Origin of the sequence: Sanguibacter sp. HDW7 (assembly GCF_011300875.1) — a bacterium.
Taxonomy (GTDB): Bacteria; Actinomycetota; Actinomycetes; order Actinomycetales; family Cellulomonadaceae; genus Flavimobilis.
The window spans coordinates 2,350,418-2,366,106 of sequence record NZ_CP049862.1 but is presented as its reverse complement, the minus strand read 5'-3'; the positions used below and the strand labels follow the sequence as shown (position 1 = coordinate 2,366,106).

Here is a 15,689-nt window from a genome sequence, read left to right as displayed (position 1 = left end):
TTGTAACGATGCCTTGTGCGGCACAGAAAGTGGCCCGCGTCACCCGATTTGCTGTGTACGGTTCCGGGGAACCACAGTTGGTTCTTGACTTGGCGCACGACGGCGCGGGGGTGGCTGCCCCCACGTCGGGACCCGACGACCCGGGGTCGTGCGTCGACCACCGAGGAGGAACATTGAAGATCAGGAAGTTTGCGGCTCCGCTCGCGCTCCTGGCGTCCGGCGCGCTGGTGCTCAGCGCGTGCGGCACGTCCGAGGACCCGAAGCCGGGCGCAACGAACACCACGACCGCCCCGGGCGAGGCGCCGGCGCCGGCAGGCCCGGGCAAGGCTGACCTCGGTGACGTCGTCACCAAGGACGACACCATCTCGTACACCCTCGGTGGCGAGGAGTGGCTCGGCTACAACAACAACACGCCCGAGACGTACTCGACGTACAACTCGGTCATCAACGACCGCCTCATCGGTGGCTTCATCTACTTCGGCACCGACGGCTCGATCCACCAGGACCCGGACTACGGCACGTTCAAGCTGACGTCCGAGGACCCCATGACGGTCGAGTACACGCTCGCCGACAACGCGGCCTGGTCCGACGGAACGCCGATCGCGTACGAGGACTACCTCCTCGACTGGGCCGCGCAGGCCATGGTCGACGGCAAGAACGACGACGGCTCCGACAAGCCGCTCTTCAACCACGTCGGTGGCCTCGACTTCGGCACCCGTGTCCTCGAGGGCCCCAAGGGCGAGGTCGGCGGCAAGACGTTCACGTACGAGTACAAGGACCCGTACCCGGACTACCAGCTCCAGGTCGGTGGCGCGTTCCCGTCGCACATCGTCGCGCAGCAGGCCGGCATGTCGGTCGAGGAGCTCGTCAAGGCGATCCAGGACAAGGACATCGAGAAGCTCCGCCCCGCGGCGAAGTTCTGGAACGAGGGCTGGCTCTCGCCGACCCCCGGCACGCTCCCTGACCCGGCCATCACGCCCGTCTCCGGCCCGTACAAGCTGAAGTCGTGGACGGCCGGCCAGTCCGTCACGCTCGAGGCCAACGAGAAGTACTTCGGTACGAAGCCTGCGACGAAGACCCTCGTCTACCGCTTCCTCTCGCCCGACACCCACGTCCAGGCGCTCGCCAACGGTGACCTCAACGTCATCGAGCCCCAGGCCGTCGTCGACACCGTCGCGCAGATCAAGGCGCTCGGCGACACCGTGAAGACCGAGTCGGGCCAGTCCCTCACGTGGGAGCACCTCGACTTCAACTTCAACAACGGTGTGTTCAAGGACTCGCTCGAGCTGCGTCAGGCGTTCGCCATGTGCGTGCCCCGTCAGCAGATCGTCGACAACCTCATCAAGCCGGTCGACCCCGAGGCCGTCGTCATGAACGCCCGCGAGGTCTTCCCGTTCCAGGAGAACTACGCCGACGTCGTCGCCGCGGCCTACGCCGGTCAGTACGACAAGGTCGACATCGAGGGCGCCAAGGCGAAGATCGCCGCGTCCGGCGTCGAGGGCAAGATCAAGGTCCGCATCGGCTACTCGGCCCCGAACCCGCGCCGCACCAACGAGGTCGCGCTCATCAAGTCCTCGTGCGACCAGGCCGGCTTCGAGATCGAGGACGTCGGCAACAAGGACTTCTTCGCGAAGACCCTGCCGAACGGTGACTACGAGGTCGCGCTCTTCGCGTGGGCCGGTTCGGGCCAGATCGTCTCGGGCCAGAACATCTACGCCTCGACCGGTCAGCAGAACTACGGCGGCTACAAGAACGAGAAGGTCGACGCTGCCTGGACGGCGCTCGGCTCGACGCTAGACACCGCGAAGCAGCAGGAGCAGGTGAAGATCATCGAGAAGGAGCTCTGGGACACCCTCTACGGCATCCCGGTCTTCGCTCACCCGGGCCTCGTCGCGTACGACGCCACGATCTCCAACGTCCGCAAGACGGCGACCCAGTCGACCGTCGCGTGGAACGCGGAGCAGTGGGTCCGCGCGTCCTGATCCGACGCATGACGGCCCTCGGGCCGACATGAACGCCTGACGCGTCCGACGCATTAGGCTTGCACAGCAAGACCGCTGGGGTGAGGTCGTCAACGACCTCACCCCAGCGGCGCGAGGATGCCACCGAGCCGCCCCGACCGGGGCAGCTCGGCGACGGTGCCGTGCCGACCATCCCCGCACCATCCAGAGACGTGAAGGAATCGTCCGTGGCCAAGTTCATCCTGCGTAGGCTCGGAGCCTCGTTCCTGGTGCTGCTCGGCGGCTCGATGCTGCTGTTCTTCCTCGTGACCATCTCAGGCGACCCGATCGCCGACCTGCGTGAGTCGAACGACAAGAACAAGGACCACCTCATCCGCCAGCGGACCGAGTTCATGGGGCTCGACCAGCCCTGGTTCCAGCGCTACGGCGTATGGCTCGGTGGCGTCGCCAGGTGCGTGACGCTCGCCTGCGACCTCGGCAACAACATGAACGGGACCGACGTCGGGAGCCTCCTGGGCAACGCCGCCCAGTCGACGCTCCGGCTCGTCGTCCTCGCGACCGTGCTCGCGATCCTCATCGGTGTGATCGTCGGAATCGCCACGGCGATCCGCCAGTACTCCGGTTTCGACTACGTCGTGACCTTCCTCGCGTTCCTGTTCTTCTCGCTGCCGGTCTTCTGGGCCGCCGTCCTCCTCAAGGAGTACGGCGCGATCCGCTTCAACGACTGGATCAGGGAACCGACGTTCACGCTCGCGCAGATAGCCGGCGCAGCCGTGGTTCTCGCACTCATCGTCCAGGGGGTGCTCGGCGGCACCATGAAGCGTCGCGCGCTCACCGCCGGCACCGTGCTCGTCTTCGTCATCGCTGCGATGTCGTACTTCTCGGCCACCGAGTGGTTCCGTCGCCCGATGCTCGGCATCGCGTTCGTGCTCCTCGTCGGCCTTGGCGCCGCCGTCGGCGGGACCGCGCTCTTCGCCGGCATCCGCAACCGTCGCGTCCTCTACGCGACGCTCGGCACCGTCCTCGCCGGCACGGTGAGCCACCTCGTCGTCCTCCCGCTCCTTCAGAAGGGCGGCTGGGGCACGATCTTCGGACTCCTGCCCGTTGCCCTCCTCGTCTCGGGCGCGATCGGCTGGTTCGTCGGCGGATACTCGCGCCGCACCGCCGTGACCCTCTCGATGTCCGTGAGCGTCGTCATGGGCATGCTGACGATCGCGGACGTCGCGAGCCGCCACTGGTCCTCGCTCCTCAAGCTCAAGCCGCGCCCCATCTCGACGATCGGCTCGGAGACACCCAACTTCTCGGGCGGCTTCTGGGAGTCGTTCCTCGACAAGGGTGCGCAGATCATCCTCCCGACGATCGTCCTCACGCTCATCTCGATCGCGTCGTACACGCGCTACACGCGTTCGTCGATGCTCGAGGTGATGAACCAGGACTACATCCGTACCGCGAGGTCCAAGGGCCTCTCGGAGCGCGTCGTCATCGTCAAGCACGGATTCCGCAACGCGCTCATCCCCATCACGACGATCGTCGCGTTCGACTTCGCCGGCCTCATCGGCGGCGCCATCATCACCGAGCAGGTCTTCGGCTGGAAGGGCATGGGTGAGCTCTTCCAGACCGGCCTCAACCACGTCGACCCAGCGCCCGTCATGGCGTTCTTCCTCGTGACTGGAACCGCGGCGATCGTCATGAACCTCGTGGCCGACCTCGCGTACGCCGCGCTCGACCCCCGGATCAGGCGGTGAGGACGTTGAGCACCTTGCAGACCGCCGTCCACCACGCCTCCAGCGGAGCACGCCATGACTGACCCGAACAAGCCCGCCGAGCACGAGAACCTCCAGACACCCTCTCCGGGGGTCGGCGGCGTCGAGCCCGTCGTCGCCGGCATCGACCTCGAGGTCGAGAAGTCGGTCCCGGACGCCTCGCAGAAGTCCTACTCGCAGGGCCAGCTCGTCCTGCGCCGCTTCGTGCGGCACAAGGGCGCGATGACCTCGCTCGTCATCCTGCTCTTCATCGTCGTCATCGCCTACACGTCGATCGGCTTCGGTCCGTTCCCCGGCTGGTGGGACAAGGACTTCGCCAAGGCGGCCGACGTCGTCAACGGTGGCAGGCCCACGCTCCAGCTGTGGCCCTTCTCCCTCGGCGAGCACCCCTTCGGGCAGGACGACACGGGCAAGGACTACTTCGCCCTCGCGATGCGCGGCACGCAGATCTCGATCCTCATCGCGCTGACGGTCGGCCTCGGCTCGACGCTCATCGGCACGATCATCGGCGGCGTCGCGGGCTATTTCCGCGGCTGGGTCGAGTCCGTACTCATGCGCCTCACGGACCTCGTCATCGTCATCCCGCTGCTCGTCCTCGCGGCGGTGCTCGGCAAGATCGCCGCAGGCTGGGGCGCTGCAGGTCTCGCCATCGTCCTCGCGCTCGTGACCTGGACGGGGCTCGCCCGACTCGTGCGCGGCGAGGTGCTCTCGCTGCGCGAGCGCGAGTTCGTCGCCTCGGCCCTCGCGATCGGCACGTCGCCGCGTCGCATCATCTTCAAGCACATCCTGCCGAACACCGTGGGCGTCATCATCGTCTCCGCGACCCTCGCGATCGCCTCCGCGATCCTCCTCGAGACGTCGCTCAGCTACCTCGGCTACGGCGTCCAGCCGCCGGACGTCTCGCTCGGCACGCTCATCTCGACGTACCAGGGTGCGTTCTCGACGCGGCCGTGGCTCTTCTGGTGGCCCGGCATGCTCATTCTCGCGATCGCGCTGTGCGTGAACTTCATCGGTGACGGGCTGCGGGACGCGTTCGACCCGCGCCAGAACAGGAGCAAGGACTGATGAGCGTCGACACCACCCAGGACCCGGTCCTCTCGTTCACCGACCTCGACGTCAGGTTCCGCACCGAGTTCGGCTCGGTCCACGCGGTCAAGGGCATCAGCCTCGAGGTTCGTCCGGGCGAGGTCCTCGCCCTCGTCGGCGAGTCAGGCTCGGGCAAGTCCGTCACGTCGATGACGGCGCTCGGCCTGCTGCCCGGCAACGCCAGGATCTCCGGCCGCGTGACGGTCGGCGACAAGGTCGTCGGCGACCTCGATGACGGCGCGCTGCGCCGTATGCGCGGCAACGACATCGCCATGGTCTTCCAGGAGCCCATGACGGCGCTCAACCCGGTCCTCACGATCGGGTCGCAGCTCACCGAGTCGCTCGAGCTCCACGACGTCGCGCACGGCAAGGACGCGGACGCCCGCGCTGTCGAGCTGCTGCGCATGGTCGGCATCCCCGAGCCCGAGCGGCGCGTCAAGCAGTTCCCTCATGAGCTCTCGGGCGGTCAGCGACAGCGCGTCGTCATCGCCATGGCGCTCGCGTGCGACCCGCAGGTCATCGTCGCCGACGAGCCCACGACCGCTCTCGACGTCACCGTCCAGGCCGACATCCTCGACCTGCTGCGTTCCCTCAAGGACAAGCTCGACACGGGCATCCTCCTCATCACCCACAACATGGGCGTCGTCGCCGACATGGCGGACCGCGTCGCGGTCATGCTCAAGGGCGAGATCGTCGAGGAGGGCAGCGCGGACGAGGTCCTCAACCACGCCCAGCACCCGTACACGAAGCGGCTCCTCGCTGCCGTGCCGCACCTCGGGCAGGGCCCTGAGCAGTTCGGCATCGCGGTCAACCGCGTCGAGGCCGAGGCCGGCTCCGCGCCGCACCTCGCGCTCGACGTCCGCAACCTCGTCGTCGAGTACCAGCGCATGGGCAAGGCGCCGTTCCGGGCCGTCGACGACGTGTCGTTCCAGGTCGGCGCCGGTGAGATCGTCGGTCTCGTCGGCGAGTCCGGCTCGGGCAAGTCGACGATCGCTCGCTGCGCGCTCGGCCTCATCCCCGCCGCGGGCGGCGAGGTCGAGATCTTCGGCACCGATCTCTATCGCGCCAAGGGCCGGTCGGAGAAGGCGATCCGTCGTCGCGTCGGCGTCGTCTTCCAGGACCCCGCGTCCTCGCTCAACCCGCGCTTCCCGATCGGCGACTGCATCGCCGAGCCCCTCGTCGTCCACAAGGTCGGCAACCGCAAGAGCCAGCTCGCCCGCGTGCGCGAGCTGCTCGACGCGGTCGAGCTGCCCAGCGACGTCATCAACCGCTACCCGCACGAGCTCTCGGGCGGTCAGCGTCAGCGCGTGAGCATCGCGCGCGCCCTGACGCTCGACCCGCAGCTGCTCGTCGCGGACGAGCCGACGAGCGCGCTCGACGTCTCGGTCCAGGCGCAGGTCCTGCGGATGTTCCTCGCCCTGCAGGAGCGGTACCAGTTCGGCTGCATCTTCGTGAGCCACGACCTCGCGGTCATCGACATGCTCGCCGACCGCGTCGTGGTCCTCCAGAACGGCAAGATCGTCGAGCAGGGCCCGCGCGGGGACGTCCTCGGCAACCCGCGCGAGGAGTACACGCGCCGTCTCATCGCTGCGGCACCCGTGCCGGAGCCGGGCGAGCAGCGTCGTCGTCGCGAGGAGCGTCACGCGCTTCTCGCCGAGCTCGGGGACCAGGTCACCGAGCTTCAGGTCGACTGAGGGCCGTGACCGGGCTCGGGGGGCTCGCGGTTCGTCGCGCTGCGGCGGGTCGCGGGCCCCTGCTCGCGCTCGCAGTGCTCACCGGTCTCGTCGTCGCGTGCGTCGTCGGCGTGATCGGGCAGGTCGAGCACGGCGTGCGGGCCTCGGTCCGCGACGTCTCGGAGCTTGCGGGGGAGTCCGGCACCCTCGTGCTGCGCACCCGGCTCGTCGACGACGGGGCCGCCCAGGACGCGACGGTGAGGCGGCTCGTCGCGGACGCGGCGCGCGGTGCCCACGTCGACGTCGCGCGCAGCCAGGCCGCCGACGGCACCGACACCCCGTTCGTCACCTGGACGGTGAGCGTCGACGCGACGTCCCTCGACCCTGAGGACGTCATACGGCTCGCCGCGGGCCTGCCCGGTCTCGAGTCAGCGGTCAAGGGATCGGACGCGCAGTCGCGAGGCCTCGTCGTCTCCGGGGGGCTCGTCGCGGCGGCGGACACGCTCGCCGCTCGGGCCGGCTCGTTCCGTGCGGTCGCCGTCGTCCCCCTCCTCGTCCTCGGCGTCGTCGGCGTCGTCGGGCTCGGTCGCGTCGCGAGCCAGGTCGTGGCGAGCCGACGACGCCAGGACGCGCTCCTCGCCTCGCGCGGGGTGAGCCGCGGCCAGCTCCGGACGCTCGTGGGCGCCGAGGCCGCCGTGACCGCCGCGCTCGGCGCGGCGGTCGGGGCTGTGGCCTCCCTCCTCGTGCTCCGTGGCGTCGTCGGTCCCGTCGCCGGGATCGAGCAGAGGGCGGTCGTCGCCGCACTCGTCGCGGTCGTTGCCGTCACGCTCACGACGACGGTGCGCGCAGGGCGTCAGCTCGAGGACCTCCAGCGGACCGAGCCTCGCGGGACCCTGGCTGCAGGGTCGGTCGTCACGACGTTCGCGCTCGTGGTCGTCGCTCTCGTCGCGACGTGGCGGATCAGTGTCGCCGACGACGCGACCCCCGACCTCCTCGCGGTCGCCGCACCGGCGGCGCTGCTCGTCTCCCTCGTCATGCTCGGGGTCCTGGCGACGGGACCCGTCCTCGCGATGCTCGCGCGCCGTGCCGCGCGCGCACGGGGGCTCGACCGTGTCCTCGCGCTCCGCTCCGCCGCTCGACGGCACGGGGTGCGGCTTCCCGCCCTCGTCGCCGGACTGGCGGTCGCGACGACCGTCCTCGCCTCGGCCTACTCAGGGTCGACCGCCGTCGGCGGTGCCCGCCTCGCCTCGCTCGACGCGGGCGCCGACCTGCGGGTCACCGTCGCGACGAGCGGTCCCGTCGTCGCAGCCGACGTCGACCCCGCGCCGGGCGTCGACGCCGGGGCTGTGGCGTCGGCGGCCGTGGTCGTGCGCGAGGCCGATGTGGGTCCCGAGACCGTCACTCTCCTCGCGGCACGCCCCGCGTCGCTCGACGCCGTGGTGCGTGACGGGCAGCCGCTCGCGCCCGCACTTGCCGGAGCGGCGACGTCGTCCGGGCCCGTCCTCGGGGCCCAGGGACTCACGATCCCCGTCACCGCCCGCTTCGAACAGATCCCCGACCTGGACGTCGACTTCGGGCTCACCGGCGACCCGCGCGTTCTCACGGCCCGCGTCGGCGCGACCGCCTGGCTGGTCGACGACGAGGGACGCTTCGCGCTGGCCCGCGGCTCGAGCGTCGAGCTCGATGCCGAGGGACCCGGATCGACCGGGATGCTCACGGTGAGCACCGACCTTCCCGGCACATGGATGGTCGTGTCCCTCTCGGTCACGGTCGATGAGGTCCTGTCCGACGGGTCGCGCACGTACACGCAGGTCTTTGACGGGGGCCACGTCGTCACGATCGAGGTCGGTGACGTCTCCGGGGCCGAGGGGCCGGTGGGCCCGCCCGTGTGGGAGCTGTCCAAGAGCGGCGTCGACCTCCCGACCGCGGGACGGCTCGTCTCCGGGACGACGGGCACGTGGGTCGCACCCGTGGCCGAGGGGGCGGCGCGGCTGCCCGGCGTTGTCGACGAGACGCTCGCCCGGGCGTTCGACCTCGCGGTCGGCAGCAAGATGCCCCTCACGGTCGCAGGGATCAACGTCGACGTCGTGGTGACCGAGATCCGCGACCGGCTGCCGGGCGTCGAGTCTCCCGCGGTGGCGGTCGACGCCGACGCACTTCGTGGGGTCCAAGCGGCGATGGGTGCCGCGGTGCTGCGGTCGGAGGAGGTGTGGCTGCGCACGGCCGCCGACGCTGCGGGCGCGCCCGGGGCGGCCCGGTCCCTCGCCGAACGGCTCGTGTCCGACGGCACGTGGTCGGTGTCCGCCGACGCGGTCGCCACCGTGAGCGCGCCCCGCGGAGCCGGCGTCGCGGCGGCCTTCCTCACCGCGAGTGTCGCCGCGGTGCTGCTCGCCCTGGCAGGACTCCTCTCGACGACGAGGGCACAGGTCACGTCCCGCGAGGGGGAGACTGTCGCGCTGCGGGCGCTCGGGCTCGAACCCCGTCGGCAGGCGCGGTCGCGCGTCGTCGAGCTGTGCTGGGTGCTGGGTTCCGGGACGGTCCTCGGTGCGGCCGTCGGTCTCGTCATGGCGCGGGTCGCGACCCCGTTGCTCGTCAACGCCGGGACAGGATCGACGGGCGCGGGCAGCGTCGCGCTCGATCCGCTGCCGGTCGTCGTGGGACTCGTCCTTCTCGTGGCGGGCGCAGCAGGCATCCTCGCTGCTTACGCACGGACCGTCGTCGGGCAGGCGGCCGACCGTGACCTCAGGGAGGTGTCGGCATGACGAGCCTGTCCCGGGAGTCGAGCGCGCCGCAGGAGCCGGTCCGGGTGCGGCGGGCGGTCCTCGGGCGCTCGCTCGCGTACCGTCTCACCGCCGGGGCGGTCGTCGCCGTCGTCGTGCTCCTCGGCTCGTCGGTGCTCGCGCTGTGGCCGCGGGGCATCGCGTCGATGGAGTCGGAGGTCGTCGGCGCACGCGTCGGGACGTCGTCGGCGCTGGGGCGCGATCTCGTGGTTCGCACGTCGTTGTGGGTGCCGGATGCCGCCGAGGCCCCCGGTCTCGAGGGCAGCATGCAGCGGACCCTCGGGCCGGTTCAGGCACACCTCCTGGGCCTGCGCGACCGCATCCCCGAGCAGGCCCGCGCCACGGTCGGGGAGCCCCAGGTGCGGCTCGCGGACGCGACCGACCCCCTCGACCCCGTGCGTGAAGGCGCGGGATCCGACGTGGCGTTCCCCGAGATCGTCCCCGCTGCAGCCCCAGGCTTTCTCGAGCGCGTCCGCATCGTCGAGGGGCGGGCACCCGCCGAGGCCTCGGAGCTGCCGCGGCATCCCGACGCGCCTCCCGTCCCGGCAGAGGTCCTCGTCTCCGCGACGGGCGCGGCCCGCCTCGGCTGGTCCGTCGGTGAGGTCCGTGGCGCGACGGTGCGTGGCGACGGCTACGTCCTCGTCGGCACCTACGAGGTGCTCGACCCGTCCGACGGCTACTGGCTCCACACTCCCGTGGGCGTCGGCCCGTTCGTCGACGCTGACCCGGACAAGGGCACGACGGTCCGCGTCCTGGGCATCATCGACCCGGGCCTGCTGCTGGCGGAGGCCGCGCGACCGACGCTCGACATCTGGTTCCCCGTCGGAGGCGCGGACATCGACGACCCGACGACGGTGGCCGCCCAGCTACGTGCGGCCGCCGCCGACGGCACCGATGTCCTCGGCGGGGTCCGCTTCTCCACCGGGATGCCCGAGCTCCTGGACGGTGCGGTGAGCGACGTCCTCACCGCACGCACGCTCGGGGCGTTCGCGCTGGCGGGACCGCTCGCCGCGCTCGCGCTCGCGCTCGGCGTCGGGACGCAGGTGCTGGCCGCGCGGCGTCGCGACGACCTTGCGCTCGTGCGGGCGCGCGGTGGCTCCGGCCTGCAGGTGCGAGCGCTCGCTGCGCTGCAGACGTGGCTGCTGTCGATCCCTGCCGCAGCACTCGGTGTCCTCCTCGTCCAGGTCATGGGTGATCGGGTGGGGCCGGGCGTTCCCGGCGATCTCGTCGGTCCCGCGATCGTCGCAGCGGTCCCGGGCGTGCTCGCCGCGGCACTCGTCGCGCCGCCGCGCGCGATGGCCTCGCACGGGCGCCTCGCACGCGCGCTGCGGCGCACCGGAGCGGTCACGCTCGTCCTCGCAGCGGCGGTCGTGACGTGGCTCGCGCTCACCGCGAGACTCGATCCGGCCGACCCGCTCGTCGTCGCGCTGCCCGCGCTCGTCGCAGCAGCGACCGCTGTGCTCGTCGTCGGGCTCGTGCGGCCTGCCCTCGGTGCTCTCGTCGCGGCCGCCAGGCGCCGACCTGGCCCGGGGGCGCTCGTCGGCCTGGCGCGGGCGGCGCGGGGACGTCCGGGAGTCGTCGCCGGGATCCTCGCCCTCGTCGTCGGGACCGGTGTGGTCGCGCAGTCGACCGCGCTTCTCTCGACGGTGCGCGCGGGCGCCGACCTCGGCGCCTGGGAGGCGACAGGAGCGGACCTCCGACTCTCGGGGCCGACGATGACCCCGGAGGTCGTCGCTCGCGTCGAGGCCGTCGACGGTGTGCGTCTCGCGGTGGCTGCCGAGGTCCTCTCACCCGTCGACGCCGTCAGCGGAGCCTCGCGCACTGGCGTCGAGCTGCTCGCGGTCGATGTCGCGCGCCTCGCCCGGCTCGACGCGGCGTCGCACCGCCACGTCCTGCCGACCGGGCTCGGAGCGACCGGCGACGGCCCTCTGCCTGCTCTCGTCTCGACCGCGGTCCGGGAGGAGATCGGTGGCCAGGGGCCCCTGTCGCTCCGTGTCGCGGGCGTCGAGGTCGCCGTCGACGACGTGGGTTCGGCCGACGTCGTGCCGGGCCTGGGCCGTTCCTCGCGCTGGTTCCTCGTCGACGCGTCGGCGCTCGCGGCGCGGGGCGTGACGAGGAGCGCGCCCGCGGTGCTCCTCGTCGATGTCGACGACTCGCTCGACGCGGCGGCCGTCACCGAGCTCGGCGCACAGATCGCTGCGCTCGTCGGCACGAACGACGTCCGTTCGTTCGCGCCGGTGAGGGACGCGAGGCTTGCCGATCCGACCGTCGCCTGGCTCGAACGCGGTGTCGTCGTCGGTGCCGCCGTCGCGGTGCTGGGCGTCCTCGCCGCGCTCGGGGCCGCGCTCGCGGCTGCGGCGCCCGCGAGACGACGCACCCTGGCGACCCTGCGCGGGCTCGGGGCGCCTCGGCGCGACGTACGTGCCGCGGTCGCCGCCGAGCTTGCCGGCTGGGTCGTCCCCGGCGTGCTCGTCGGGTTGCTCCTCGGTGGGGGGCTCGCGGTCCTCGCCGTCGAGATCGTCGACCTGCCGACCTTCCTCGGCGCGCGCGAGGTTCCGCTGCGCGTCGACCTGCTGGCGCTCGGCTTAGTCGTCGCCGCGGTGGCGGTGGCGACGGCCGTCGTCACCGCCCTCGCCGCGCGCGACGGCGACCATCGGGCGCGCGACGGCGCGCCCCTCGCCGAGGGGGAGAGATGACCGTCCGCCCGAGCACCGACCGACCGATCGAGGAGTCGCCATGACCGCCGTCTGGGACGAGCCGCAGACCGACGAGGTCGAGCCCGACATCCTCTGCCGGGACCTCGTGCGCATCTTCGTCACCGAGGGTGTCGAGGTCCAGGCCCTCCAGGGCCTCACGCTGCGCGTCGAGCGCGGCGAGGTGGTCGCGCTCGTCGGCGCGTCCGGCTCTGGCAAGTCGACGCTGCTGTCGATCCTCTCGGGGCTCGACCGGCCCACGGGCGGGGCGGCACGCGTCGCAGGGCAGGACCTCGTGACGATGACGCGTCGCGAGCGGGTCGCCTTCCAGCGTCATCGCGTGGGCTTCGTGTGGCAGCAGACGGCGCGCAACCTCCTGCCGTACCTCACCGCGGCCCAGAACGTCGTCGTGCCGATGGCGCTCGCGGGCACGCCACGTCGCGGGGCCGAGCGCGCCGCGCGCGCGACGGAGCTCCTCGCGATGCTCGGCGTCGCGGACGTCGCCGACCGCCTGCCCGCCCACATGTCCGGCGGCGAGCAGCAGCGCGTCGCGATCGCGGTCGCGCTCGCGAACGGGCCGCGGGTCCTGCTCGCCGACGAGCCGACGGGCGAGCTCGACGAGGCGACGAGCGCCGAGGTCCTCGAGGCGTTCCGGACCGCGAACGCCGAGCTCGGCACGACCGTGCTCGTCGTCACGCACGACCCCGCGGTCGCCGACCACGTCTCCCGCACCGTCCGTATCCGCGACGGCCGCACCTCGCTCGAGGTGCTGCGTCGGCGCGAGGTCGGCGCCGACGGCGTCGAGCGCGACCTCGTCGAGGAGTTCGCCGTGCTCGACCCGGTCGGACGCATGCAGCTCCCGCCCGAGTTCGTCACACAGCTCGGGCTGCGTGACCGCGTGCGCCTCGACCTCGAGCCCGACCACGTGAGCGTGTGGCCCGGCACGAGCGGCGGCGCCGCGGCGACGCGGACCGGCGGACCCGACCCCACGCCCGGACCTGCCCCGCAGGTGGGCCGTCACGCCGCGACCAAGGAGCCGTCATGAGCGAGGTGCTGCTACGCGCGGTCGAGGTGTCGCGCGAGTTCCGGACGCCCGCGGGCGTCGTCCACGCCGTCGTCGACGCGAGCCTCGAGGTGCGTGCCGGCGAGCTCGTCGTCGTCCGCGGCCGGTCGGGGGCGGGCAAGACGACGCTGCTCGGCATGCTCGCGGGCGCCGACGTCCCGACGTCGGGCACGGTCGAGCGGCCGGACGGCCCGGGGGAGGTCGGCTACGTCATGCAGACCTTCGGTCTCGTCGACGTGCTCTCCGCCGCCGAGAACGTCGAGCTGCCGCTGCGCGTGGTGCGCACCCCGTCGTCCGAGCGCGACGGTCGCGTGCGCGACGCGCTCGCGACCGTGGGCCTCGCACGCCACGCCCACCAGCGGCCCGAGGAGCTCTCGGGCGGGCAGCGTCAGCGCGTCGCGATCGCGCGCGCCCTCGTCACGCGGCCACGCGTGCTCGTCGCCGACGAGCCCACCGGCCAGCTCGACTCCGTCACCGCGGGCACCGTCATGGACGTGCTGCGCGAGCTCACCCGCGCGGACGGTGTCGGGGCGGTCGTCGCGACGCACGACCCGATCCTCGTCGAGCGTGCCGACCGCGTCCTCGACCTTCACGACGGGCACCTCGCGGAGGCCTGAGGCCCGCGGACGGGCGCGGGGGAGGGCCACGTCGTGGACGTCACACGGCGCTTCGGCTTGCCAGGGCGTTAGGATGGACCGTTGCGCAGCGGAGATGCGCGCGGCACCCTCACCCCCCGAAGGAATGGTTACCCCTATGTCTGTGCGCTCCGACCTGCGCAACGTGGCGATCGTCGCCCACGTCGACCACGGCAAGACGACGATGGTTGACGCCATGCTGCACACCAGCGGAGCCTTCGGCGCGCACGACCACGTCGACGAGCGTGCGATGGACTCGGGCGACCTCGAGCGCGAGAAGGGCATCACGATCCTCGCGAAGAACACGGCGGTCCGGTACACCGGTCCGTCGGCGGCCGACTTCGGCCACCCCGAGGGCATCACGATCAACGTCATCGACACCCCCGGCCACGCCGACTTCGGCGGTGAGGTCGAGCGCGGCCTGTCGATGGTCGACGGCGTCGTCCTCCTCGTCGACTCCTCCGAGGGCCCCCTGCCGCAGACGCGCTTCGTGCTCCGCAAGGCGCTCGCCGCGAAGCTCCCGGTCATCCTCGTCGTCAACAAGGTCGACCGTCCCGACGCGCGCATCGACCACGTCGTCGCCGAGGCCACCGACCTCCTTCTCGGCCTGGCCTCCGACCTCCACGAGGAGGTCCCGGACCTCGACCTCGACTCGATCCTCGACGTCCCCGTCGTCTTCGCCGCCGCGAAGGCCAAGCGCGCCTCTCTCAACCAGCCGGCCGACGGCTCGCTCCCTGACGCCGAGGACCTCGAGCCGCTCTTCCGCACGATCCTCGAGAAGATCCCCGCGCCGACGTACGAGGACGACGCGCCGCTCCAGGCCCACGTCACGAACCTCGACGCGTCGCCGTTCCTCGGCCGCCTCGCGCTCCTGCGCGTCTTCAACGGCACGATCCGCAAGGGCCAGACCGTCGCGTGGGCGCGCCACGACGGCACGCTGCAGAACGTCCGCATCACCGAGCTCCTCGCGACGAAGGCGCTCACGCGCGTCCCCGCGGAGTCGGCGGGCCCCGGCGACATCGTCGCCGTCGCCGGCATCGAGGACATCACGATCGGCGAGACGCTCACGGACCCGGACGACCCGCGCCCGCTGCCGCTCATCACGGTCGACGACCCCGCGATCTCCATGACGATCGGTATCAACACCTCGCCGCTCGCCGGCAAGGGCGGCAAGGGCCACAAGGTCACGGCCCGCCAGGTCAAGGACCGCCTCGACGCCGAGCTCATCGGCAACGTCTCGCTCCGCGTCCTGCCGACCGAGCGTCCCGACGCGTGGGAGGTCCAGGGCCGTGGCGAGCTCGCGCTCGCGATCCTCGTCGAGCAGATGCGCCGCGAGGGCTTCGAGCTGACCGTCGGCAAGCCGCAGGTCGTCACGAAGAAGATCGACGGCAAGGTGCACGAGCCGATCGAGCGCATGACGATCGACGTCCCCGAGGAGTTCCTCGGCGCCGTCACGCAGCTCATGGCGCAGCGCAAGGGCCGCATGGAGATCATGTCGAACCACGGCACGGGCTGGGTCCGCATGGAGTTCATGGTCCCCGCGCGCGGCCTCATCGGCTTCCGCACGCGCTTCCTCACGGAGACGCGCGGCACGGGCATCGCCTCCTCGCTCGCCGAGGGCTACGAGCCGTGGGCCGGCCAGATCGAGACCCGCGTGACGGGCTCGCTCGTCGCCGACCGCGCGGGCAAGGTCACGCCCTACGCGATGATCAACCTCCAGGAGCGCGGCTCGTTCTTCGTCGAGCCGACCGCCGAGGTGTACGAGGGCCAGGTCGTCGGGGAGAACTCCCGCAACGAGGACATGGACGTCAACATCACCAAGGAGAAGAAGCTCACGAACATGCGTGCAGCTTCCTCGGACAACTTCGAGAACCTCATCCCGCCGCGTCGTCTCACGCTCGAGGAGTCCCTCGAGTTCACGCAGGAGGACGAGTGCGTCGAGGTGACGCCGGAGATCGTGCGCATCCGCAAGGTCGTCCTCGACCAGACCGAGCGGGGCCGCGCCGCCTCGCGCGCCAAGAAGTCCTGACCCGTC

At 71.6% G+C, this 15,689-nt stretch carries 9 protein-coding genes; all 9 read left to right on the top strand.

The window, feature by feature from the left end:
• Positions 1 to 173: 173 nt before the first annotated feature.
• The 9 genes from G7063_RS10780 (at position 174) to typA (ending at position 15,683) form a co-directional block, all read left to right on the top strand.
• A complete protein-coding gene (locus tag G7063_RS10780) occupies positions 174 to 1,982 on the top strand; it encodes an ABC transporter family substrate-binding protein (RefSeq protein ID WP_166414391.1) in 1,809 nt (602 codons plus the stop codon).
• Positions 1,983 to 2,188: 206 nt separating this feature from the next.
• Complete coding sequence (locus G7063_RS10775; RefSeq protein ID WP_166414390.1) at positions 2,189 to 3,706, top strand: ABC transporter permease; 1,518 nt, start codon at positions 2,189 to 2,191, stop codon at positions 3,704 to 3,706.
• A gap of 54 nt (positions 3,707 to 3,760) precedes the next feature.
• Positions 3,761 to 4,789, top strand: a complete 1,029-nt coding sequence (locus G7063_RS10770; protein ID WP_166414389.1) for an ABC transporter permease — start codon at positions 3,761 to 3,763, stop codon at positions 4,787 to 4,789.
• Entirely contained in the window at positions 4,789 to 6,504 is a 1,716-nt protein-coding gene (locus tag G7063_RS10765) for an ABC transporter ATP-binding protein (RefSeq protein WP_166414388.1), read from the top strand. Before G7063_RS10770 ends, G7063_RS10765 begins: the two co-directional genes overlap by 1 nt.
• A 5-nt stretch (positions 6,505 to 6,509) precedes the next feature.
• On the top strand, positions 6,510 to 9,245 hold the full coding sequence (locus G7063_RS10760) for an FtsX-like permease family protein (RefSeq protein WP_166414387.1): 2,736 nt from the start codon (positions 6,510 to 6,512) through the stop codon (positions 9,243 to 9,245).
• Positions 9,242 to 11,959, top strand: a complete 2,718-nt coding sequence (locus tag G7063_RS10755; protein ID WP_166414386.1) for an FtsX-like permease family protein — start codon at positions 9,242 to 9,244, stop codon at positions 11,957 to 11,959. Before G7063_RS10760 ends, G7063_RS10755 begins: the two co-directional genes overlap by 4 nt.
• Positions 11,960 to 11,999: 40 nt before the next feature.
• A complete protein-coding gene (locus G7063_RS10750; protein WP_166414385.1) occupies positions 12,000 to 13,001 on the top strand; it encodes an ABC transporter ATP-binding protein in 1,002 nt (333 codons plus the stop codon).
• Positions 12,998 to 13,636 (top strand): ABC transporter ATP-binding protein, encoded by a 639-nt coding sequence (locus G7063_RS10745; RefSeq protein ID WP_166414384.1) that lies wholly within the window; start codon positions 12,998 to 13,000, stop codon positions 13,634 to 13,636. The genes G7063_RS10750 and G7063_RS10745 overlap by 4 nt, the downstream gene beginning before the upstream one ends.
• A 136-nt stretch (positions 13,637 to 13,772) precedes the next feature.
• The gene (gene typA / locus G7063_RS10740; protein ID WP_166414383.1) at positions 13,773 to 15,683 is read left to right on the top strand and encodes a translational GTPase TypA; all 1,911 of its coding nucleotides are present in this window, start codon (positions 13,773 to 13,775) and stop codon (positions 15,681 to 15,683) included.
• The last annotated feature ends 6 nt before the right edge of the window (positions 15,684 to 15,689 follow it).

What these genes read in the sequence shown, in the direction of transcription:
- G7063_RS10770 (WP_166414389.1), top strand. Translation starts at nt 3,761, where the DNA reads ATGACTGACCCGAACAAGCCCGCCGAGCACGAGAACCTCCAGACACCC.
- G7063_RS10765 (WP_166414388.1), top strand. Translation starts at nt 4,789, where the DNA reads ATGAGCGTCGACACCACCCAGGACCCGGTCCTCTCGTTCACCGACCTC.
- G7063_RS10755 (WP_166414386.1), top strand. Translation starts at nt 9,242, where the DNA reads ATGACGAGCCTGTCCCGGGAGTCGAGCGCGCCGCAGGAGCCGGTCCGG.
- G7063_RS10750 (WP_166414385.1), top strand. Translation starts at nt 12,000, where the DNA reads ATGACCGCCGTCTGGGACGAGCCGCAGACCGACGAGGTCGAGCCCGAC.
- G7063_RS10745 (WP_166414384.1), top strand. Translation starts at nt 12,998, where the DNA reads ATGAGCGAGGTGCTGCTACGCGCGGTCGAGGTGTCGCGCGAGTTCCGG.
- typA (WP_166414383.1), top strand. Translation starts at nt 13,773, where the DNA reads ATGTCTGTGCGCTCCGACCTGCGCAACGTGGCGATCGTCGCCCACGTC.